The sequence below is a fragment of the Streptomyces sp. NPDC088354 genome (genome assembly GCF_044753585.1).
Taxonomy (GTDB): Bacteria; Actinomycetota; Actinomycetes; order Streptomycetales; family Streptomycetaceae; genus Actinacidiphila.
The window spans coordinates 162,154-182,342 of sequence record NZ_JBIVNJ010000012.1; the positions used below are offsets into that span (position 1 = coordinate 162,154).

General features: G+C 72.6%; 18 protein-coding genes and 1 pseudogene. 9 read left to right on the forward strand and 10 right to left on the reverse strand.

From position 1 onward, the window contains the following. Positions 1 to 80: 80 nt before the first annotated feature. The 3 genes from ACIP98_RS20120 to mce all read right to left on the reverse strand — a co-directional run bounded on the left by ACIP98_RS20120 (position 81) and on the right by mce (position 5,620). Positions 81 to 1,013: a cellulose-binding protein gene (locus tag ACIP98_RS20120; RefSeq protein ID WP_384283137.1), complete on the reverse strand. Its 933-nt coding sequence runs from the start codon at positions 1,011 to 1,013 to the stop codon at positions 81 to 83. Positions 1,014 to 1,116: 103 nt separating this feature from the next. Beyond that, positions 1,117 to 5,013 carry a polarized growth protein Scy gene (gene scy / locus ACIP98_RS20125; RefSeq protein ID WP_401977148.1) on the reverse strand — a complete coding sequence of 1,299 codons (3,897 nt, stop codon included), beginning with the start codon at positions 5,011 to 5,013 and terminating at the stop codon, positions 1,117 to 1,119. Between the two features lie 178 nt (positions 5,014 to 5,191). After that, positions 5,192 to 5,620 carry a methylmalonyl-CoA epimerase gene (gene mce / locus ACIP98_RS20130; RefSeq protein ID WP_319659939.1) on the reverse strand — a complete coding sequence of 143 codons (429 nt, stop codon included), beginning with the start codon at positions 5,618 to 5,620 and terminating at the stop codon, positions 5,192 to 5,194. 148 nt (positions 5,621 to 5,768) lie between these two features. On the opposite strand from mce, the gene ACIP98_RS20135 reads away from it, so the two are divergent. Together ACIP98_RS20135 and meaB are read left to right on the forward strand one after the other, a co-directional pair. Continuing rightward, positions 5,769 to 6,968, forward strand: coding sequence for an acetyl-CoA C-acetyltransferase (locus ACIP98_RS20135; protein WP_319659938.1), 1,200 nt, complete (start codon positions 5,769 to 5,771; stop codon positions 6,966 to 6,968). Positions 6,969 to 7,136: 168 nt separating this feature from the next. Continuing rightward, complete coding sequence (gene meaB, locus ACIP98_RS20140; RefSeq protein ID WP_319659937.1) at positions 7,137 to 8,093, forward strand: methylmalonyl Co-A mutase-associated GTPase MeaB; 957 nt, start codon at positions 7,137 to 7,139, stop codon at positions 8,091 to 8,093. A 124-nt stretch (positions 8,094 to 8,217) separates the two neighbouring features. On the opposite strand, the gene ACIP98_RS20145 is transcribed toward meaB, so the two are convergent. From ACIP98_RS20145 to ACIP98_RS20165, 5 genes are all read right to left on the reverse strand, one after another. Further along, entirely contained in the window at positions 8,218 to 8,694 is a 477-nt protein-coding gene (locus ACIP98_RS20145; RefSeq protein WP_319659936.1) for a MarR family transcriptional regulator, read from the reverse strand. Positions 8,695 to 8,758: 64 nt separating this feature from the next. Next, positions 8,759 to 9,532 carry an AIM24 family protein gene (locus ACIP98_RS20150; RefSeq protein WP_319659935.1) on the reverse strand — a complete coding sequence of 258 codons (774 nt, stop codon included), beginning with the start codon at positions 9,530 to 9,532 and terminating at the stop codon, positions 8,759 to 8,761. After that, a complete protein-coding gene (locus ACIP98_RS20155) occupies positions 9,529 to 10,179 on the reverse strand; it encodes an AIM24 family protein (RefSeq protein ID WP_401977111.1) in 651 nt (216 codons plus the stop codon). The genes ACIP98_RS20150 and ACIP98_RS20155 overlap by 4 nt, the downstream gene beginning before the upstream one ends. Next, on the reverse strand, positions 10,179 to 10,817 hold the full coding sequence (locus tag ACIP98_RS20160) for an AIM24 family protein (RefSeq protein WP_401977112.1): 639 nt from the start codon (positions 10,815 to 10,817) through the stop codon (positions 10,179 to 10,181). The genes ACIP98_RS20155 and ACIP98_RS20160 overlap by 1 nt, the downstream gene beginning before the upstream one ends. Positions 10,818 to 10,820: 3 nt before the next feature. After that, positions 10,821 to 11,693 carry a DUF2127 domain-containing protein gene (locus ACIP98_RS20165; protein ID WP_319660053.1) on the reverse strand — a complete coding sequence of 291 codons (873 nt, stop codon included), beginning with the start codon at positions 11,691 to 11,693 and terminating at the stop codon, positions 10,821 to 10,823. A gap of 181 nt (positions 11,694 to 11,874) precedes the next feature. Here ACIP98_RS20165 and ACIP98_RS20170 point away from each other — a divergent pair, with 181 nt between their 5' ends. From ACIP98_RS20170 to ACIP98_RS20180, 3 genes and pseudogenes are all read left to right on the forward strand, one after another. Further along, the gene (locus ACIP98_RS20170) at positions 11,875 to 12,237 is read left to right on the forward strand and encodes a DUF3817 domain-containing protein (protein WP_401977114.1); all 363 of its coding nucleotides are present in this window, start codon (positions 11,875 to 11,877) and stop codon (positions 12,235 to 12,237) included. Further along, positions 12,234 to 12,530, forward strand: coding sequence for an MTH1187 family thiamine-binding protein (locus ACIP98_RS20175; RefSeq protein WP_319659931.1), 297 nt, complete (start codon positions 12,234 to 12,236; stop codon positions 12,528 to 12,530). Before ACIP98_RS20170 ends, ACIP98_RS20175 begins: the two co-directional genes overlap by 4 nt. 89 nt (positions 12,531 to 12,619) lie before the next feature. Continuing rightward, positions 12,620 to 12,940 (forward strand): annotated as a pseudogene (locus ACIP98_RS20180) (hypothetical protein); the annotation flags it as partial. Here the strand turns inward: ACIP98_RS20180 and ACIP98_RS20185 are convergent. After that, on the reverse strand, positions 12,872 to 13,849 hold the full coding sequence (locus ACIP98_RS20185) for a DUF5937 family protein (RefSeq protein WP_401977116.1): 978 nt from the start codon (positions 13,847 to 13,849) through the stop codon (positions 12,872 to 12,874). The pseudogene ACIP98_RS20180 and the gene ACIP98_RS20185 overlap by 69 nt on opposite strands. A gap of 82 nt (positions 13,850 to 13,931) precedes the next feature. Between ACIP98_RS20185 and ACIP98_RS20190 the strand changes: the two genes are divergently transcribed. Continuing rightward, a complete protein-coding gene (locus ACIP98_RS20190; protein WP_401977118.1) occupies positions 13,932 to 15,152 on the forward strand; it encodes an MFS transporter in 1,221 nt (406 codons plus the stop codon). Between the two features lie 39 nt (positions 15,153 to 15,191). Here ACIP98_RS20190 and ACIP98_RS20195 read toward each other — a convergent pair whose 3' ends face one another. Beyond that, a complete protein-coding gene (locus ACIP98_RS20195; protein ID WP_401977119.1) occupies positions 15,192 to 16,817 on the reverse strand; it encodes a M4 family metallopeptidase in 1,626 nt (541 codons plus the stop codon). Between the two features lie 412 nt (positions 16,818 to 17,229). Here ACIP98_RS20195 and ACIP98_RS20200 point away from each other — a divergent pair, with 412 nt between their 5' ends. The 3 genes from ACIP98_RS20200 (at position 17,230) to ACIP98_RS20210 (ending at position 20,026) form a co-directional block, all read left to right on the forward strand. Next, complete coding sequence (locus ACIP98_RS20200) at positions 17,230 to 17,736, forward strand: MarR family transcriptional regulator (protein WP_319659927.1); 507 nt, start codon at positions 17,230 to 17,232, stop codon at positions 17,734 to 17,736. Between the two features lie 93 nt (positions 17,737 to 17,829). After that, on the forward strand, positions 17,830 to 18,165 hold the full coding sequence (locus tag ACIP98_RS20205; protein WP_319659926.1) for a DUF3817 domain-containing protein: 336 nt from the start codon (positions 17,830 to 17,832) through the stop codon (positions 18,163 to 18,165). 160 nt (positions 18,166 to 18,325) lie between these two features. Continuing rightward, positions 18,326 to 20,026, forward strand: a complete 1,701-nt coding sequence (locus tag ACIP98_RS20210; protein WP_319659925.1) for a methylmalonyl-CoA mutase family protein — start codon at positions 18,326 to 18,328, stop codon at positions 20,024 to 20,026. Positions 20,027 to 20,189 lie beyond the last annotated feature (163 nt).

Below are 20,189 nucleotides of genomic sequence, written 5' to 3' on the forward strand. Positions count from 1 at the left end.
CCCGGAATGCGGGCCCCCGATAGTGCCCGAGCCCCCTGCCGGAAGGCAGGGGGCTCAGTCGGTCCGGACGCGGGGCGCGTTCAGCGCTGGGCCGGGACGCCGCGCGAGACGGGCTCGTCGTCGGCGGGGGCGCCGGCCGCGGCGACGGCCGCACCGGTCAGCGTGGCCAGCATCTCGCGGACGTTGGTCAGCTGGGCGTTGATGCTGTCGCGGCGGTTGGTGAGGGCCGCCAGCTCGCGCTCGGACTCGCTGCGGATGCGGTCCGCCTTGGCGTTCGCGTCGGCGACGATGTCCTCGGCCTGGCGCTGCGCGGTCTCGACCGTCTGACGGGCACGGCGCTCGGCGTCGGTGCGCAGCTTCTCGGCCTCGAGGCGGAGCTGCTCGGCGCGGTGCTCGATCTCGGCGAGGCGCTTCTCGGCCTTGGCCTGACGGGACGCCAGGTCGCGCTCGGACTGCTCACGGCGCTTGGCGAGGTTGGTCTCGAAGTCGGCCGCGGCCTGGGCCGCCTTGGCGCGGGTCTCCTCGAAGAGGGCGTCCGCCTCCTCGCGCTTGGCCTGCGCGTCCTTCTGCGCGTCGGCGCGCATCTGGCCGGCCTCACCCTTGGCCTTCTCGACGATGCGCTCGCCCTCGTCCTCGGCCTTGGCCTTGCGGTCGGTGGCGTAGGACTCCGCGTCGTTGCGCACCTGGGCGGCGGCGGACTCGGCCAGCTCGCGGTGCTGCTCGGCGGCGCGGCGCGCCTCCTCGCGCAGATCCTTCGCCTCTTCCTCGGCGAGACGGAGGATCTTCTCGACGCGTGCACCGAGACCGGCGTAGGACGGCTCGGCGTCATTGACCTGCGCCTGAGCGTTCTGGGTCTCGAGGTGCAGTTCCTCGATGCGCTTCTCCAGCGCGTTGATCCTGGCCAGTGCGCTGTCACGGTCGGCGACCAGCTTGGTGATGCGGTCGTCCACCTGCCCGCGGTCGTATCCGCGCCGCACGAGCTCGAAGCCGAAGGGGGAGGAAGTGTCGCTCATGGGGTTCCTGTCAATTCAGACCGGGTGGGGTGTTAGAGGGAATCCTAGGGGCCGGGGCGGCGTGTCATCGAGTCACTGTCCAGTAACTGTGCACAATGACCGCTCAATCGAGTGGTGCATCGTCGGACCGCTTGCCCCCTGTTCGGGTGGTTCCGGACGCCGCCCCGGCGGCGACCGTGTTCTTACCGTTCTGTGTGCCGTTCTGACTGTTGCTCTTTCCCCCGTCGAGCGGCGTCTGGAATGACTCCAGTGCCTCAAGGACATCCTGCACGCGGGTGATCTCCGCGTTGATGTCCTGGCGACGCCGGGCCAGCACCTCCAGCTCGCGCTTACCCTCCGTGACGATCCTCTCGGCCTCGGTGCGCGCCTCGGCACGCAGCCGCTCCGCGTCCCGCTCGGTGTCGACCTTCTTCTGCTCGGCGCCCTTGAGGAGTTCCTCGGCCTTCTTCACCGCCGCGATGCGGACCTTGCTGGCCTCCGCGCTCGCGGTCGACCGGGTCTCCTCGGCCTGCGCCTCGGCGTCGGAGACCAGCTCGCGCGCCTTCGCCTCGGCCTTGGACAGCTGCTCGGTGGCGGCCTCCACCAGCTTGTCCACACGCTCGCCCGCCGACTTCATCGTGGCGGCGGCCTCCGCGCGGGCCCGCTCGTGCAGCTCCTCGACCTCCGCCTCGACGCGCTGGCGCAGTTCCTGCGACCGCTCCCTTATGGCGGTGGCGTCCCGGCGGGCCTCCTCCAGCATGGTGTCGGAGTCGGTACGGGCCCGCTCCACCAGGCCGTTGCCCTCGTTGGTGGCCTCGCTGACGATCCGGTCGGCCTCCTTGCGGGCGGCGCCCACCATGGTGTCGGCCTGCTCCTCGGCCGCGGCGCCGATCTTCCGGGCCTCGGCCTGGGCGCCGGAGATCAGCTCGTCCGCCTGGGCGGCGGCCTCGCCGCGGCGCTTGTTGGCGTCCTCGCGGGCCTCGTCGCGCATCCGGTCGGACTCCGCACGGGCCGCCTCCGCGTCCCGTTCCGCCGACTCCAGGGCGTCCTTGGCGAGGATGCCGAGCCGCTCGGCCTCCGTCCGCGCCTTGCCGATGAGCTGGTCGGCCTGCTGGGCGGCCTCCGTCCGGCGCTTGTTGGCCTCGTTCCTGGCCTCGTCCAGCAGGCGGCGGGACTCCGCCTCCGCGGTGCCCAGCGCCTCCTCGGCGGCCCGGCGGCGCTCCACGGTGTCCCGCTCGGCGCTCTCCAGGGCGTCCTTGGCCAGGATGCCGAGGCGCTCCGCGTCGCGCTGCGCCTTGCCGAGCATCTCCTCGGCCTGAGTGCCGGCCTCGGCACGCAGCCGGTCGGCCTCCTCGACCGCCTCCGACAGCAGCCGGTCCACCTGCTCGGCGGCGTCCACGCGAAGGCGGTTGGCCTCCTCGCGGGTCTCCGCCCGCAGCGCGTCGGCCTCCTCGATCGCCTCGGTGACGGTGCGATCGGCCAGCTGGCGGGCGGACTCGGCCTCCTCCTGCGCCTCCCGGCGCATCCGGGACGCGTCCTCGCCGGCCCGCTCCCGCTCGGCGTTGGCCTCCGCGTGCAGCCGGTCGGCGCCCTCCTGCGCCTCGCTCCGCAGGCGCTCCGCCGCGTGCTCCGCGGCCGAGCGCAGCCCGGCGATCTCCTCCTCGGCCTGCTCGTGGAGCCCGTTGACCGAGTCCCGCACCTGCTGGGCGGTCGTCTCGGCCGCGCCGATCAGCTCCGCGGCGTGCCGCTCGGCCTCGGCGACCAGCCTGGCGGCCTCGGCACCGGCCTCCTCCACCCGCTTGCGGGCGCTGGCCAGCAGCTCGTCGCTCTCCTGGCGGGCCTGCGCGCGCTCCTGCTCGGCCTCGCCGCGCGCCGCGCCCAGCAGTTCCTCGGCCTCGCGGCGGCGCCGGCCGGCCTCCTCCTGGGCAGCGGACAGCGCCTCGGCGGCCTCGGCACGCAGCCGGCCCGCGGTCTCCTGGGCCTCGGCCCGCACCCGGTCGGCGGTCTCCTGCGCCTCGGTGCGCAGCTGTTCGGCCTCGGCAGCGGCCTCGCCGCGCAGCCGAACGGCGGCCTGCTCGGCCTCGGCACGGCTCTGCGAGGCATCGGCGGCCGCCTCGTCACGCAGCCGCAGGGTGTCCTGCTCGGCCTGCTCCTGCAGGGTGCGCACCCGCTCGGCCGCCTCCGCGCGCAGCGCGGCGACCTCCTCGGCGGCCTCGCGGCGCAGCCGGTCGGCCTCGGTGCGGGCCTCGCGCAGCGCGTCCTCGGCGGCGGTGATACGCCGCTCGGCCTCCTCGCGCTGCCGGACCAGATCGGCCTCGGCCTCGTCGCGCAGCCGCTCGGCGCCGCGTTCGGCCTCCTCGCGCAGCGCGGCGCCGGCCGCCTCGGCGTCCGCCCGCACCTGGTCGGCCTGCTGCTGCGCCTCCTCGCGCAGCTGCCCGGCCTCGCCGTGGGCGCGCTCCAGCAGCTCGTCGGCCTGGCGGCGCAGCCCCGCGGCCCGCTCGATGGCCTCGGTGCGGACCCGGTCGGACTCGGCGTTGGCGGTCTGCCGGTGCGCGGCCGCGTCGGCCTTGGCCTTGGTCAGCAGCTCCTCGGCGGAGCGGGCCGCCTCCTCGATCTGCTGGACGGCCTCGCGCCGGGCCTCGCCGCGGATGCGCTCGCCCTCGGCGACCGCCTCGGCGCGCAGCTGCTCGGCCTCGCCGCGCAGCCGGCGCGCCTCCTCCTGCAGCTCGACCGTCTTGGCCCGGTACTCCTTGGTGTCGTCCTTGGCCGTGCCGAGCAGTTGCTCGGCCGACTCCTCGGCCTGGCCGCGCAGCCGCTCCGCCTCGGACTCCGCCTCGCGGCGGATGCGCTCGGCCTCCTCGCTCGCCGCACGGGTGGTGGCGCGGGCGTCCTCGGTGGCCTTGGTGAGGACTTCCTCGGCGGTGCGGGCCGCCTTGGCCAGCGCGGCCGCGGCGTCCTCGGCCGCCTCGGACTTGGCGGTCTCCTGGGCGTTGGCGAGCACGCGATCGGCCTCGGCCTTGGCGTCCGCGACGACCTGCTCGGCCTCGGCCTTGGCGGCCTCCGCCTCCTTGGTCGCCTCCGCGACCAGGCGGGCGACCTCGGCCTTGGCGGTGCGGGTGCGCTGCTCGTTGTCGGCGTCCACGACGGACAGCCGCTTGGCGGCGTTGCTCGCCGCCTCCTCACGGAGCCGTTCGGACTCGCTCTGCGCCTCGCGGAGCTTCTCCTCGGCCTCGCGCAGCTTCTCCTCGGCGGCCCGGGTGAGTTCGGCCGCGTGGCTGCGGGCGTTCTCGGTGTCGCTGCGGGTGGACGTGCGCAGCTGCTCGGCCTGGGAGGTGGCCTCCTGGGCCTGGTTGGCGGCGGCGTTGAGCAGGCGCTCGGCGTCCGCGCGGGCCCGGCGCAGCAACTGCTCCGCCTCGGCGCGGGCCGCCGAGCCCTCGGACTCCAGCCGGTCGCGGGCACCCTCGGCGATCCGCTGGGCCTCGGCGCGGGCGGCGGCCAGCGCCGCCTCCGACTCGGCCCGGGTCTCCTCCATGAGCCGCCGGGCCTGGGACTCGGCGCGGGCGCGCAGCTGTTCCGCCCAGGCGACGTTCTCGTTGACGTGGCTCTCGACGTTGGTCCGGCGCTCGGCCAGCTCCTCGTCCAGGCGGCGGCGCCGGGCGACGGCCTCGGCGTGCCACTCGGCCTCCACGCGCGACTGGTGCTCGGCCTGCTCCTGGAGCAGCCGCTGGGTGGCGGCGCGGGCCTCGCGCAACTCCCGTTCGGCGTCGGCGCGCAGCTGGTCGGCCTGGATCTGGGCGTTGCGCAGCAGCTGGTCCGCCTGCAGACCCATGTTGTCGTAGGCAGGACGGGTCGCGAGGTTGCGTCGCGCCTCGTGCAGCTTGGCGCGCAACACCTCGACCTGGTATCCGAGGTCGTCGGCATGCTGGACGACCTTGTCCCGCTCTTTCCGAAGCCGCTCCATCTCGGCCTCGAACTGCGAGAGGTGGTCTTCCTCAACCTCGTAGCGGTCGTAGCCCCGCACTCCGCGGTCCCATCCGTCTCCTGGTGTACCCACCCGCCAACCGAGTGAGATTCCCCGGGGCCCCGTTCACCGCGGAGCCTTACGGAGAATTGTGTCCGATCCCACGCCGAGGCGCGGGCAGGTACCCCAGCCCACCCCGGGGTCGCCCCGCCACTCTACCGGGGCGAGTCGGCTCCGGTCAGTGCTCCTTGGACGAGGTGACGAGCTCGGTGAGAACCCCGTGGCAGTCCTTGGGGTGCAGGAAGGTGATCCGGGACCCCATCGTGCCGGTGCGCGGGCTGTCGTACAGCACCCGCACGCCCTTGTCCCGCACGGCCGCGGCGTCCCCGTCCACGTCCTCGGTGCCGAAGGCGATGTGGTGGACGCCCTCACCGTTCTTGGCCAGCCACTTCGCGACCGTGGAGTCCTCGCGGGTCGGTTCCAGCAGCTGCAGGTAGGACGCGCCGCCGTCCGAGGTCTCGTTGATCTTCAGCATGGCCTCGCGGACGCCCTGCTCCTCGTTGACCTCGGTGTGGAACACCTCGAAGCCGTACGTGGCACGGTAGAACTCGACGGTCGTGTCGAGGTCGAAACATGCGATACCGATGTGATCGATTCGAGTCAGCATGACTCCAGTGGACCGCCGGTGCGCATGGTCACGCAACGTGCCCGCGATCACACCGTCCGCCTCGTGACCGCCGCCGTACCGCTCAGTACATTGACACCACCCTCGTGAAACCATCGTTAACCCACCCTCCGTGCAAAGGGGCCGCGTCATGACCAGCCAGGCACGTACGTCCGTGATCGTCGCGGGCGCCCGCACTCCGATGGGCCGCCTGCTCGGCTCGCTCCGCAGCTTCTCCGGCGCCGAGCTCGGCGCCCTCGCCATCAACGCGGCCCTGGACCGGGCGGGCATCGCCGGCGACCAGGTCGAGTACGTGATCATGGGCCAGGTGCTGCAAGCCGGTGCCGGGCAGATTCCCGCCCGCCAGGCCGCGGTCAAGGCCGGCATCCCGATGAGCGTTCCGGCGCTCACCATCAACAAGGTCTGCCTGTCGGGACTGGACGCGATCGCGCTGGCGGACCAGTTGATCCGCGCGGGTGAGTTCGACGTCGTGGTGGCCGGCGGCCAGGAGTCGATGACCAACGCGCCGCACCTGCTGCCGAAGTCCCGCGAGGGCTTCAAGTACGGCGCCGTGCAGATGCTGGACGCGATGGCCCACGACGGCCTGACCGACTCCTTCGAGAACATCGCCATGGGCGAGTCGACGGAGAAGCACAACACCCGCCTGGGCATCGCCCGCGCCGAGCAGGACGAGATCGCGGCCCTGTCCCACCAGCGTGCGGCGGCCGCCCAGAAGAACGGCCTGTTCGACGCCGAGATCACCCCGGTGGAGGTCCCGCAGCGCAAGGGCGACCCGGTGGTCTTCAGCAAGGACGAGGGCATCCGGGCCGAGACCACGGTCGAGTCCCTGGGCAAGCTGCGCCCCGCGTTCAGCAAGGAGGGCACCATCACGGCCGGCTCCTCCTCGCAGATCTCCGACGGCGCCGCCGCGGTGGTCGTGATGAGCAAGGAGAAGGCCGAGGAACTGGGTCTGGAGTGGCTTGCCGAGATCGGCGCCCACGGCAACGTGGCCGGACCGGACAATTCGCTCCAGTCGCAGCCGTCGAACGCCATCGCGCACGCGCTGAAGAAGGGCGGCCTCACCGTGGCCGACCTGGACCTCATCGAGATCAACGAGGCGTTCGCCGCGGTGGCCGTGCAGTCCATGAAGGACCTGGGCGTGACACCTGAAAAGGTGAACGTCAACGGTGGCGCCATCGCCCTCGGCCACCCGATCGGCATGTCCGGCGCCCGCCTGGTGCTCCACCTGGCGCTGGAGCTCAAGCGCCGCGGCGGCGGCGTCGGCGCGGCGGCGCTGTGCGGTGGCGGCGGTCAGGGCGACGCGCTGATCATCCGCGTCCCGGCCAACTGACACCCGGCACACCCTGTGGGCAAGTGAGCCGAAGGGGCGCGGCGCCCGCCGAGGAGGAGAACACGCGCAGGCCCCGGGGAACGGGGGGCCGAGCATGATCGACTGCCGGCAGGCGCTCCGAGTGCCTCGGAGGCGAACCGAGCCCTCGACAAGGAGGAGCACGCAGTGATGGACGTCCCCACCCTGGTGGAGCAGGCGCGGCAGGGCCGCCCGAGGGCGGTCGCCCGGCTGATCTCGCTGGTGGAGGGGGCGTCCCCGCAGCTGCGTGAGGTGATGGCGGCCCTCGCGCCGCTGGCCGGCGGCGCGTACGTGGTCGGGCTGACCGGTTCGCCCGGTGTCGGCAAGTCGACCTCGACATCGGCGCTGGTCTCGGCCTACCGCCGGGCCGGGAAGCGGGTCGGGGTGCTCGCGGTGGACCCCTCGTCGCCGTTCAGCGGGGGCGCCCTGCTGGGCGACCGGGTCCGGATGAGCGACCACGCCTCCGACCCGGGGGTCTACATCCGTTCCATGGCCACCCGCGGCCATCTGGGCGGCCTCGCGTGGGCCGCGCCGCAGGCGATCCGGGTGCTGGACGCGGCGGGCTGCGAGGTGATCCTCGTGGAGACGGTCGGCGTCGGGCAGTCGGAGGTGGAGATCGCGGCCCAGGCGGACACCGCGGTGGTGCTGCTCGCGCCGGGGATGGGTGACGGCATCCAGGCCGCGAAGGCCGGGATCCTGGAGATCGGCGACGTCTACGTGGTCAACAAGGCCGACCGGGACGGCGCCGATGCCACCGCCCGCGAGCTCAACCACATGCTGGGCCTGGGCGAGGCACGGCAGGCGGGCGACTGGCGGCCGCCGATCGTCAAGACGGTCGCCGCCCGCGGCGAGGGGATCGACGAGGTCGTCGAGGCCCTGGAGAAGCACCGGGCCTGGATGGAGGAGCACGGCGTGCTGGCGGAGCGGCGGATGCGCCGGGCCGCCCTGGAGGTCGAGCACATCGCCGTGACGGCGTTGCGCGAGCGGATCGGCGACCTGCACGGCGACCGCCGGCTGGGCGCCCTGGCCGAGCGCATCGTCGCCGGCGAGCTGGATCCGTACGCGGCGGCGGACGAGTTGGTCGCGGGTCTGACCGAGCGGGCCTGACCGGCCGGACGTGACCGGGCGGACCTGACGCCGGCCCTGAGCGGCCGGGCGGAGACGGGAGCGGCCCGGGCCCGAGCGGCCCGTCCGGGCCGGCGCGCGCGGCGCCGCCCGGCGGGCCGGTGGGTCAGACGCGTCCGCGCACCGCGCGCAGGTGCTCCGCGACCGGGGCCAGCGCCTTGCGCAGCGCCACCAGGTCCTCCGCCGGGAGCAGGTCGATGAAGTGCTCCCGCACGGCCGCCACGTGGTGCGGGGCGACCTTGCGCATGGTCTCCCAGCCCTCCTCGGTGAGGACGGCGAACAGCCCGCGCCGGTCGGACTCGCAGTTCTCCCGGCGGACCAGGCCCGCGGTCTCCATCCGGCTGATCTGGTGGGACAGCCGGCTCTTGGACTGCAGCGTCGCGCGGGCGAGGTCGCTCATCCGCATACGGCGCTCGGGGGACTCGGAGAGGTTGACCAGGATCTCGTAGTCGTTGTAGGTCAGACCGAACGGCTGCAGGTCCCGTTCGAGCTGGTGGGTCAGCAGTTTGCTGACCTCCAGGTGGGTGCGCCAGGTGCGCTGCTCGTCGCCGGTCAGCCAGATGGTGCCGCTCTCAGTCTCCATGCTGGAATTATACCCAGAATGTTGAAATCCGTATTATTCGGGGTCCTGTTGCGTGTCCGCGCGGTCACAGTCCGAAACGGCGTTGCAGGTCGCCCAGTTGACCCGGCAGCCGCGGCGCGCCCGCCCCGCCAGGGGCGCCGGTCCCCGCGCCCGGGACGCCGGCCTCGTGCGGGACCGCGCCGGTCGCCTGCTCGGGCATCAGCACCTCCGTGGACTGCAGCAGCACCTGGCCCGCGCCCACGAACTCGAACTGGTGCTCCTCGCCCGAGGTGCCGCCGATGCCGGTCAGCGCCCGCAGTCCGCCCAGCACGCCGCGCATGTACCCGTGGTCGTAGTGGTGGCAGGGCGACGGGCAGTCCGCCCAGCCCACCAGGGCCTGCGGGTCCACCCGGACCGGGGGCTCCACGAAGTGCACCGCGCCGTTGGAGGCGGCGACGAACTTCCCCGTCCCGATGAGGGTCAGGAAGCCCGGGATGATCGACTGCTTGAGCGCCAGCCCCGGCTGGAAGGCGAGCAGGTTCCCCGACCGGATGGTGAGGTTGCCGTCCTCCAGGTCGTAGGAGTTCACGTCGAAGGCCCGGTCGGCGAGGATCATCTTGCCCTGGCCCTCGGCGACCACCCAGTCCGAAGCGTGCAGCGGGGAGTGGAAGTTGGCGCGGATGAGGCCGTCGAGGGCGCCGTGGCCGATGCCGTGGAAGGAGATCTGCCCGTAGTAGGCGATCATCTTCCCCTTCTGCAGGAACCACTGGCCCTTGAGGTCCACGCTGAAGGCGTACGGGTTGACGTTGTCGTCGACCGGCAGGGTGTACGGGTCGTGGACGACCGGTCCGGTGCTCACAGTTTCTCCTCGCTCGCCTGTACGTAGACCGTGCCCTGCCCCGACAGCTCCAGCTGGAACGCCTCGCCGGAGCCGCGGCCCACCATGTCCCGCCAGCCGAGCGCGGTGGACAGCTTGTTGCGGACGTCGCCGCGGTGGGCCACGTACGCCTGCGGGTCGACGTGCACCGGGCGCTGCGGGGAGATCGGCAGCTCGATGACGCCGCCGTGCGCCATCACCGCGACCGCGCCCTGGCCCTGCAACGTCGTGGTGAACAGGCCCTGGCCGGTCACCTGGCCGCGGATGACGCCCATGACACCGCCCTGCGAGCCCATGAACATGGTGCCCTGGCGCAGGGTGCCGTCGAAGGCCAGCAGGCGGTCCGCCTCGACGTAGAGGGTGTCACCGGTCAGGTCGATGCAGTGCACATGGTGGCCGCCGTGCCCGAACATCACCGAGCCATGGCCCTCGACGGTCATCAGCGGTGTCGCCTCGCCCGCCATCCGGCGGCCGATCATCGAGCCGATGCCGCCCTGCCCGCCCTGGATGTTGGGGGTGAAGGAGACGTTCCCCCGGTACGCGAGCATCGCGCCCCGCTGGCTGAACAGCCGCTGGCCGGGGAGCACCTGGGCCTCGACCATCTTGGAGTTGATCCGTGTGAACGGCATCAGATCTGCCCCCCGACCGTGTTGCGCTCGCTGGGCTGGACGTACACCAGGCCGTCGCCCTCGAAGCGGATCTGGAAGGACTCGCCGCCGGACTCGCCGATCATGGCGCGCCAGCCGATGCCGGCCTGGAAGTGCTGCTGCAGGTTGCCGGTGTGCGCCACATAGGCGCCCGGGTCGACCTGCAGCGGCATGCCGGGGGCCACGCGCAGCACCACGGCGGGCCCGTCGGACATGATCGCCGCCTGGCCCGTGCCCTCCACCGTTGTGGTGAACAGGCCGTTGCCCTGGGAGGCGCCGCGCAGCCCGGTGAAGGTGGTGCCGGTGCGCAGCGTCGCCTCGGTCGCCAGCAGGTTGCTGGCCTCGACGTACAGTTTCTCGCCGTTCAGGCGGACGAGGTTGATCTCGCTCGCGCGGTCGGCGAAGTAGCAGGTGCCCTGCCCCCGTACCTCCATGACCTCCATCGACTCGCCGGTGAGGCGCCGGGTCACCATGCCGCGCAGACCCTCGCCACCACCGGACATCTTCTTGAACTGCATCTGGCCGTCGTAGGCGACCATCGAGCCGTTCTTCGCCTTCACGGCGTCGCCGGCCATGTCCACGGCGAGCACCTTGCTGCCCTGCAATCGAAACTGAGCCACGGGTCAGACCGTATCCGTCCGGGAGGAACCCGTCACCAGGGTCCTCGTCACAGGGGATTCACCGGATGTGTCGGGCGCGTCGGGTGTGCCGGGTGCGTCGGACGCGCCGGACGGGCCGGCGGCGCCCGCCGCCTCCTCGACCTCCAGCAGTGAGGCGCCGCGCCGCTCGGCCTCGAAGGCGGCGTGACCGCCGCGCAGCCCGAACAGCCGCTTGGACAGCAGGATGTAGAGGACGGCGAGAATGTTGAGCAGCAGCGTGCCGATCTTGAGGTAGCTGACCTTCTCGGTCAGCTCCCAGATCTCCAGCGGCAGGAAGGCGGCAGTCGCCACGACGGTCAGGTACTCCGCCCACCGCTTCGCCGCCCACAGACCGACCGCCTCGACGATCTCGATCAGCGCGTACAGCAGCAGCGCCCCGGCCACGATCAGCAGCGTCGAGTGCCGGTACTCGAAGGTTCTGCGGATGGTGTCGACCACGGGGGAGTGGTCGAGGTCGTAGTGGAAGTGCTCGAAGACCGGGCGGAGGACCGTCAGGTTCTCCTCGAAGAAGCGGCGCACCGCGTCCTGCGAGTTGCTGAAGCGCCACACCGCCCAGGCCGCGAGCACGATGAACAGGCCGCGCAGCATCCGTTCCACGGCCAGGAAGCGCAGGATGAACAGATCGCGCAGCGCGCGGCCGCGCGGCACCTCGGGCGCGCGGTCAGCGGGCCCCGAGCCGTGCGGCTCGCCGAGCGCGAAGTCCCCGCAGCGCAGGCAGCGCCACACCTCGCCGAGCGCGGTCTCGGCACGCAGTCGCTCGCGCAGGTGCGTCTCGTCGGGCGCGTACGTGATGTGCCCGCGCCGGGCGCAGTGCCGGCGGTCCCAGTCGAACGTCATGTGGTGCAGGACGCCGGGGAGGCGTACTTGGTTCATCCGGTCCGCGCCGCACCCGGCCCCGGGCGCGGGGCGGCGCGGGGGTGGGGTGATAATGGCCAGGGCCCTTGTGAGCACATTCACAATCGCCTCGGCGCCGTACCGACCGCTCCGCCGCTCGCCCCTGCCCCGTTAGTGAGGTCCCGTGGACGTCAAGACCGCATCCGCCCTGAACCGGCTCCGCCTGGTCTCCGCCCCGGAGGCGGTGTCCTTCCTGCTGCTGCTGATCTGCTCGGTGCTCAAGCGCACCACGGACTTCAACGCGGTCCCCGTCATGGGGGCGGTCCACGGCGTCCTGTTCATCCTCTACGTCCTGTTCTGGCTGGACGCGTGGGTCCGCGCCAAGTGGTCGATCGGCCGCGCCGCGCTCTACTTCCTGCTGTCCGTCCTGCCCACCGGCGGCTTCTTCGCCGAGCGCAGGCTGCGCCGCGAGGCCGAGGACAGCGTGATCGCCGCCCGTGCCCGCAAGGAGCTCAAGGACCTCGGGCGAGGGGCGGCCCAGGCATGATCGTCGCCTTCTCCGTCAGCCCGGTCGGCGTCGGCGAGGACGTCGGTGAGTACGTCGCGGACGCGGTCCGCGTGGTCCGCGAGTCGGGGCTGCCCAACCGCACCGACGCGATGTTCACCTCGATCGAGGGCGAGTGGGACGAGGTCATGGACGTCGTCCGCCGCGCCGTCGCCGCCGTCGAGGCCCGCGCCCCGCGGGTCTCCCTCGTCCTCAAGGCCGACATCCGGCCGGGCGTCACGGACGGACTGACCTCGAAGGTCGCCACCGTCGAGCGGTACCTCGCGGGCGAGTAGCGGGAAGCCATCCCGGAACGAACGCCGGGGCGGGCTGGACATCCAGCCCGCCCGGCGTCTTTTGCGCCCGCACACGTCTTGAGCGGTCGCTGTGGACGCGGGAGATCGAGCAGGTGCTCGCCCGGGTCCTGGGCGGCACCCCGCTCGCCGAGTTCGTGGACACCGCGGGGTTCGCCAAGGCCGTGGCGGCGGGCTTCGTGGGACTGGAGCTGTACGAGGGCGTCGACCCCGAGGGCGCCGAGCGCGCCTTCGCCGCGGTCGAGCAGGTCGCGGCTCTGGCCGGCGCTCTGGAGGAACTCGGCCCCGTCGCCCAGCGGGCGGTACGGGCGCGGCTGCGGCGCTCAGTCGCCCGTCAGGGCGGTGCCCAGTGGGGTGCGCTCGTAGAGGACCTGGTGGCTGTAGCGGCGTGAGGTGAGCAGGCCCGCGTCGCGGAGCACCGACAGGTGGGAGGACACGGACGACAGGGCGAGGCCGTGGCGGTGGGCCAGTGCGGTGGTCGTCGCCGGTTCGCCGAGACCGGCGAGGATGGCGGCCCGGTTGGCGCCCAGCAGGCGTTCGAGGGTCTCCGAGCCGGCCCGCGGGGCCTGCCAGAGTCCGCCGATGCCGCGCGCCGGGTAGACGACGGTGCCCTGCCAGGGCGGGTCGAAGCCCGATGCCACGTCCGGCCAGACGAAGACGCTGGGGGCGAGGACCAGGCCGTCGCCACCGAGGTCCCGGTCGTGCTCGGTGGTGCGGCGGTGCAGCGTCAGGGTGCCGTTCGCCCAGCTCAGCGACGGGTGCAGGTCCGCGAAGAGTCCGGTCAGGCCGTCGTCCGCGAGCCGGCGGGCCCGGAAGGCGACGTCGGCCTCGAGCACGGCGCGCAGCCGGGGCCAGTACGGAGCGATCAGCGCGTGCCAGGCCCGCTCGTGGAGATCGGCCAACTCCCGCACCGCACGGGCCGGATCGGCGAGCATGGCGCGGCCCTGCGGGGTGTCCGCGGCGCCCGGGGTGTCGGCCAGGGAGCGGGCCAGGTCGTCGCGGGCGGCTCCGGGGTCGGTGGCCCGCATGCGGGCCAGTTCCTCCTCGATGGAGGCCAGCGGGCCGCCCGGCGGCGGGCACAGGAAGTCCGGGATGTGACCGCGGCGGGGCATCAGCAGCCACAGCGGCGTGAGGTCCAGTTCCCGCGCCGCCGCCTCCGTCTGCCGCAGCCAGGGCACGTGGTACGCCTGCAGCCGGGTCTCCTTGAGCGTGCGGACCGCGCCCGCGACCTCCCACAGCGGGGAGATCCCGAAGCGGCAGCGCAGCAGGTCGTCCGGCCCGAACCGCAGGTGGAACGGCATCGGGGACCTCCTCGGGGATGCGGAGTTTCGGCTGCAGCCGAAAGACTACGGCGGCCGGTCCCGGCCCGCCACGCTGCGAACCATGACGCTGAATGCCGACGCCGTACCCGCCGCCGCGTCCGCGGGATACCGGGCCGTCTTCGCCGTGCGCGAGTTCCGGGCCGTCTTCGCGGCGCACGTGCTGTCCTTGCAGGGCACGGTCGTGTCCCAGATCGCGCTGTCCGTGCTGGTGTTCCGGCTCACCGCCTCGCCGCTGCTGTCGGCGCTGACCTTCGCGCTGGGCTTCGTGCCGTACGCGGTCAGCGGCACGCTGCTGGCCGGCGTCGCGGACCGCTTCCCGCCGCGCCGGGTGCTGGTGCTCTGCGACCTGCTGTGCGCCGCGTGCGCGGCCGGGATGGTGCTGCCGGGGACGCCGATCGCCGTCCTGCTCGCGCTGCGGGGCGTGATGGCGCTCGTCGGCCCGGTGTTCACCGGGACGCGGGCGGCGAGCCTGGCCGACATCCTCCCGGGCGACGCCTTCGTGCTGGGGCGCTCGCTGATCCGGATCGTGGCGCAGGGAGCGCAGGTCGTCGGGTTCGGGCTCGGCGGGGTCCTGCTGGTCTTCCTCACCCCGCGCGCCGCGCTGCTGCTCACCTCGGCCGCGTTCCTCGGCTCGGCGCTCCTGCTGCGCCTGGGCACCCGGCGGCGGCCCGCGCGCGGCGCTGGGGAGCGCGATGGCGGCGGTGGCGGCACGGGACGGCTGCTGGCCGACCGCCGGGTGCGCTCGCTGCTGCTGCTCGGGTGGGTGCCGTCGTTCTTCGCCGTCGTCCCGGAGGCGCTGGCGGCGCCGTACGCGGAGTCGGTCGGGGCGGGGACGACAGGGCTCGGGCTCTTCATGGCGGCGATGCCGGTCGGCATGGTCCTCGGTGAGTTGCTGGCGGGCGGGTACCTGAGCCCGGCGGCCCGCGGCCGGATCGCCGGCCCGCTGGTGGCGTGCACCCTGCTGCCCTACGCCGTCTTCCTGCTGCGGCCCTCGCTGCCGTGGTCCCTGGCCGCGATGTTCGTGGCCGGGCTGACCGGTGCCTGCACCCTGGGCGTGGACCAGTGGTTCGTCGAGGCCGTCCCTCAGGGGCTGCGGGGCCGGGCGATGACCGTGCAGTCGGCGGGCGTGATGTCGGTCCAGGGGGCGGGGATGGCGGCGGCCGGCGCCGCCGCGGAGTTCGTGCCCGTCCATCTGGTGAACGGATGGGCCTGTGTGATCGGCACCCTGTGCGTCCTCGCGGTGCTGCGGACCGTATGGGGCGGTCCGCAGCACCGCGAGTGATCAGGGGGCCGGCCGGGTCAGCCGGTCACCGGGCCACCGTCAGGCGACGTTGACGCCGGTCCAGGCGGCGGCGACCGCGTTGTACTCGGCGGAGCCGCTGCCGTACAGGTCCTTGGCCGCGTTCAGCGTCGCGGTGCGGGCCTTGGCGTAGTTGGTGGACGAGGTGAAGTACACCGTCAGGGCGCGGTACCAGATGGCCGCGGCCTTGGCGCGGCCGATGCCGGTGACGGTGGAGCCGTTCTTCGTGGGGCTGTTGTAGCTGACACCGTTGATCGTCTTGGCGCCGCTGCCCTCGGAGAGCAGGTAGAAGAAGTGGTTGGCGACGCCCGACGAGTAGTGCACGTCGAGGTTCTTCACCGAGGAGGACCAGTAGTCGGCGGAGGCGCCGTCCTTGGACGGCTTGTCCATGTAACGCAGCGGGGTGCCGTCCCCGTTGATGTCGATCTTCTCGCCGATGAGGTAGTCCGGGGTGTCCGAGGCGAGGTTGGCGTTGAACTCGACCATCGTGCCGAAGATGTCGGAGGTGGCCTCGTTCAGGCCGCCGGACTCGCCGGAGTAGGTCAGGCCCGCCGTGGCGCTGGTCACGCCGTGGGATATCTCGTGGCCCGAGACGTCGAGCGCGGTCAGCGGGTGGGTGTTGCCCGAACCGTCGCCGTAGGTCATGCAGAAGCAGCTGTCGTCCCAGAAGGCGTTGACGTAGTTGCTGCCGTAGTGGGCGCGCGACACCGAGCCCTTGCCGTCGTTCCTGATGCCCGAGCGGCCGAAGGTGTTCTTGTAGAAGTCCCACGTGGCCGCGGCGCCGAACTGGGCGTCCACGCCCGCCGACTGGCGGTTGGACGCGGAGCCGTTGCCCCAGACGTCGTCGGTGTCGGTGAACGTGGTCCCGGTGCCGCTGGTGCGGTTGTTCAGGTCCGTGGTGGAGATGCCGCCGCGGCTCGCGTCCTTCAGCGAGAAGGTGCTGCCGGACTTGGTGGTGGTGAGGGTGACCGAGCCCACGTGGACGCCGGTGCCGGTACCGGTCTGGATGCCCTCGTACTTCTGGATCACCGCGCCGGTGCGGGCGTCGGTGATCACGTTGAGCTCGCTGGGGGTGCCGTCGGCCTGGGTGCCGTGGACGACGGTCCGGTAGGCGAGCCGGGGCGTGCCGCTGACGGCCCAGACGACCTTCTGCGGGGCGGTGGCCGGGCCGACCGCCTTCAGCGGCTCCTCGCCCTTGACCAGCGGCGTCTTCAGCAGTCCCTTGACCGTGGCGGCGGCCGCGTCGCGGGCCGCGGAGGGCGTCACGGCCGGGGTGAGGGTGGCGGGGGCGATGTCCCCGGTGACGGCCCGCGAGACCGACCGGGTGGCGCCGTTCTCGTCCTGGTGCACCACGAGGTCGCCGCCGAGCACCTCCAGGCCCGCGTAGGTGCGGTCGTACCGCAGGTGGCGCGTGCCGTCGGGGTCGACGACGACGTCCTTGACCGTCAGCCGCTCCTGGGCGCCGAGGCCGAGGGAGCCCGCCAGCGCGGCGGCCTGGCCGTGGGCGTCGGTGAGCGCCTTCGCGTGGGAGGCGGCGAGTGCGGTGGCGGACGGCGCGGGCCGCGCGGTCGCCGCGAAGGACTGGAGACCGCCGGCCAGAAGTGCCGATGCGGCCACGAGGGTGCCGAGTGCCAGCTTCTTGCGCAATGTGACTCCTTGTGTCCCGCCGTGTGGGGACGGCAGGGCCGGTCCCCGGGCGGACAGCACCCGGGGGTGTGGGGGGTGCGCGGTGTTCCGCGCGGCAAGGAGCCTCGCACTGAACGGGCCGTTAATGACAGGTGCATTTCATCGATTGGCCGGTTGTCGCGAGCGGGTGCGGCGCCGCGTCGCAGGTCATCCGGGCCAAAGGGTGCCAAGCCCGGCCCGGAAGTAGGGGAAACCCTGCCCGGCAGGGGAAGGATTTCGGTCGGAACCCCCGTCCGGGGTGGCTGAAACACTGCGTTCACACGGGTGCGGCGGGTGGCCGGTACGATCACGAACCCGCGGTCCCTGACGTGCCGTTGTCCCGCCCCGCGAGACACGGCTGCCCGCCATGTGACCGGCGGGTAGGCTCGGGCCTGTGTCCAAGCCGCTCAGCCTGCCCTTCGACCCCATCGCCCGAGCCGACGAGATCTGGACCCGGCGCTGGGGGCGTGTGCCGTCGATGGTCGCGATCACGTCGATCATGCGCGCCCAGCAGATCCTGCTGGGTCAGGTCGACGCCGTGGTCAAGCCCTACGGGCTGACCTTCGCCCGTTACGAGGCGCTGGTGCTGCTCGCCTTCAGCAAGGAGGGCGAGCTGCCGATGTCCAAGATCGGCGAGCGCCTGATGGTGCACCCGACGTCGGTCACCAACACCGTCGACCGCCTGGTCGCGGCCGGCCTCGTCGCCAAGCGCCCCAACCCCAACGACGGGCGCGGCACGCTGGCCTCCATCACGGCCAAGGGCCGCGAGGTGTGCGAGGCCGCCACCGACGACCTCATGGGGATGAAATTCGGCCTGCAGGCGTACGACGACGACGAGTGCGCGGAGATCTTCGCGCTGCTGCGGCCGCTGCGGATATCCGCCGGGGACTTCGAGGCGTGATCCCGCAGGCGTGACCTCCGCGGGACAGGGCGCCGTCCGCTTCGGGGCGGCCCGGGGCAAACCGGCGGAAGGGCACCGGTTAGGCTTCGGCGCATGAAGCAGAGTGTCCTGACCCGGTACCGCGTCCTCGCCTATGTGACGGGTGTGCTGCTGGTCCTGCTGACCGCCGGCGTGATCGCCAAGTACGTCCTGGACATCGACGGCGCCCAGGGCTTCACCCGGGTCGTCGCCATCGCCCACGGCTGGCTCTATGTCCTGTACCTGGTGTTCGCCTTCGACCTCGGCTCCAAGGCGAAGTGGCCCTTCGGCAAGCTGCTGTGGGTACTGCTGGCCGGGACCGTGCCCACCGCCGCGTTCTTCGTCGAGCGCAAGGTGACCCGCGAGGTGGCCCCGCTGGTGGCCCCCACGGGTGAACCCGTCAAGGTCTGACACTCGCCTGACCTGCGGATACCCCCCTTCCCTGCTGGGATGGGGGGTATGACCGTCGACAAATACTAGGACGTCCTAGTATTTTCGGCCCACAGGGGTACACCTCCTTGTACAAGGACGTGCGAGGACGGCCCCGCACCGATGAGAGGCGGACACCGGCATGGACGCTGCAGCCATTGACGAGGGGCGCAGCCGCTGGCAGGCGCGCTACGACGCCTCCCGCAAGCGCGAGGCGGACTTCACCACGCTCTCGGGCGACACCGTGGAGCCGGTGTACGGGCCCCCGGCCGGCGCCGAGGTGCCCGGTTTCGAGCGCATCGGCTGGCCGGGCGAGTACCCGTTCACCCGTGGTCTGCACGCCACCGGCTACCGGGGCCGCACCTGGACCATCCGCCAGTTCGCCGGCTTCGGCAACGCCGAGCAGACCAACGAGCGCTACAAGATGATCCTGGAGGCGGGCGGCGGCGGCCTGTCCGTCGCGTTCGACATGCCCACCCTCATGGGCCGGGACTCCGACGACCCCCGCTCGCTGGGCGAGGTCGGGCACTGCGGCGTGGCCGTCGACTCCGCCGCCGACATGGAGATCCTCTTCAAGGACATCCCGCTCGGTGACGTCACCACCTCCATGACGATCTCCGGCCCCGCGGTCCCCGTCTTCTGCATGTACCTGGTGGCCGCCGAGCGCCAGGGCGTCGACCCCGCGGTGCTCAACGGCACCCTGCAGACCGACATCTTCAAGGAGTACATCGCGCAGAAGGAGTGGCTCTTCGCCCCCGAGCCGCACCTGCGCCTGATCGGCGACCTGATGGAGCACTGCGCGACGGGGATCCCCGCGTACAAGCCGCTGTCGGTCTCCGGCTACCACATCCGCGAGGCCGGCTCCACGGCCGCGCAGGAGCTCGCCTACACCCTGGCCGACGGTTTCGGCTACGTGGAGCTGGGCCTGTCACGCGGGCTGGACGTCAACACCTTCGCCCCCGGCCTGTCCTTCTTCTTCGACGCCCACCTCGACTTCTTCGAGGAGATCGCCAAGTTCCGCGCCGCACGCCGGATCTGGGCCCGCTGGATGCGCGACGTGTACGGCGCGACGTCCGACAAGGCGCAGTGGCTGCGCTTCCACACCCAGACCGCGGGCGTCTCGCTCACCGCGCAGCAGCCGTACAACAACGTGGTCCGTACCGCGGTCGAGGCGCTGGCGGCGGTGCTCGGCGGCACGAACTCGCTGCACACCAACGCCCTGGACGAGACGCTGGCGCTGCCCAGCGCCCAGGCCGCGGAGATCGCGCTGCGCACCCAGCAGGTACTGATGGAGGAGACCGGGGTCGCCAATGTCGCCGACCCGCTCGGCGGCTCCTGGTACGTCGAGGCGCTGACCGACCGCATCGAGGCGGACGCGGAGAAGATCTTCGACAAGATCAAGGAACTGGGTGCCCGCGCGGTGCCCGACGGCAGGCACGCGGTCGGCCCGATCACCTCCGGCATCCTGCGCGGCATCGAGGACGGCTACTTCACCGGCCGGATCGCCGAGGCCGCCTTCGAGTACCAGCGCTCCCTGGAGAAGGGCGACAAGCGGGTCGTCGGCGTCAACTGCCACACCGGATCGGTCACCGGGGACCTGGAGATCCTGCGGGTGAGCCACGAGGTGGAGCGCGAACAGGTACGGGTCCTGGCCGGCCGCAAGGACCTGCGGGACGACGCGGCCGTGCGCAAGGCGCTGGACGCGATGCTCACCGCCGCCCGCGAGGGCACCAACATGATCGAGCCGATGCTGGAGGCGGTGCGCGCCGAGGCGACCCTCGGCGAGATCTGCGGCGCGCTGCGCGACGAATGGGGCAGCTACACCGAGCCCGCGCGCTTCTGAGCAGGAGCGGACCACCGCAACACCGCGGCGCCGGGGGGGGGGGGGGGCCCCCCGGGCGCCCCCCCCCCCCCCCCCCGCGGGGGGGGGGGGCCCGGCCGGGGGGCGCCACCCCCCCCAAAAATGCGCCCCCGGCCTCAACCCCGTGGGGCCGGGGGCCGGGCGG

Excerpts from the sequence above, each read along its gene's own strand:
- mce (WP_319659939.1), bottom strand. The coding sequence starts at position 5,620 with ATGCTGACTCGAATCGATCACATCGGTATCGCATGTTTCGACCTCGAC.
- ACIP98_RS20185 (WP_401977116.1), bottom strand. The coding sequence starts at position 13,849 with ATGCCGTTCCACCTGCGGTTCGGGCCGGACGACCTGCTGCGCTGCCGC.
- ACIP98_RS20120 (WP_384283137.1), bottom strand. The coding sequence starts at position 1,013 with ATGAGCGACACTTCCTCCCCCTTCGGCTTCGAGCTCGTGCGGCGCGGA.
- ACIP98_RS20155 (WP_401977111.1), bottom strand. The coding sequence starts at position 10,179 with ATGCCGTTCACACGGATCAACTCCAAGATGGTCGAGGCCCAGGTGCTC.
- ACIP98_RS20210 (WP_319659925.1), top strand. The coding sequence starts at position 18,326 with ATGGACGCTGCAGCCATTGACGAGGGGCGCAGCCGCTGGCAGGCGCGC.
- ACIP98_RS20135 (WP_319659938.1), top strand. The coding sequence starts at position 5,769 with ATGACCAGCCAGGCACGTACGTCCGTGATCGTCGCGGGCGCCCGCACT.
- ACIP98_RS20145 (WP_319659936.1), bottom strand. The coding sequence starts at position 8,694 with ATGGAGACTGAGAGCGGCACCATCTGGCTGACCGGCGACGAGCAGCGC.
- ACIP98_RS20190 (WP_401977118.1), top strand. The coding sequence starts at position 13,932 with ATGACGCTGAATGCCGACGCCGTACCCGCCGCCGCGTCCGCGGGATAC.
- ACIP98_RS20175 (WP_319659931.1), top strand. The coding sequence starts at position 12,234 with ATGATCGTCGCCTTCTCCGTCAGCCCGGTCGGCGTCGGCGAGGACGTC.
- ACIP98_RS20205 (WP_319659926.1), top strand. The coding sequence starts at position 17,830 with ATGAAGCAGAGTGTCCTGACCCGGTACCGCGTCCTCGCCTATGTGACG.
- ACIP98_RS20165 (WP_319660053.1), bottom strand. The coding sequence starts at position 11,693 with ATGACGTTCGACTGGGACCGCCGGCACTGCGCCCGGCGCGGGCACATC.
- meaB (WP_319659937.1), top strand. The coding sequence starts at position 7,137 with ATGGACGTCCCCACCCTGGTGGAGCAGGCGCGGCAGGGCCGCCCGAGG.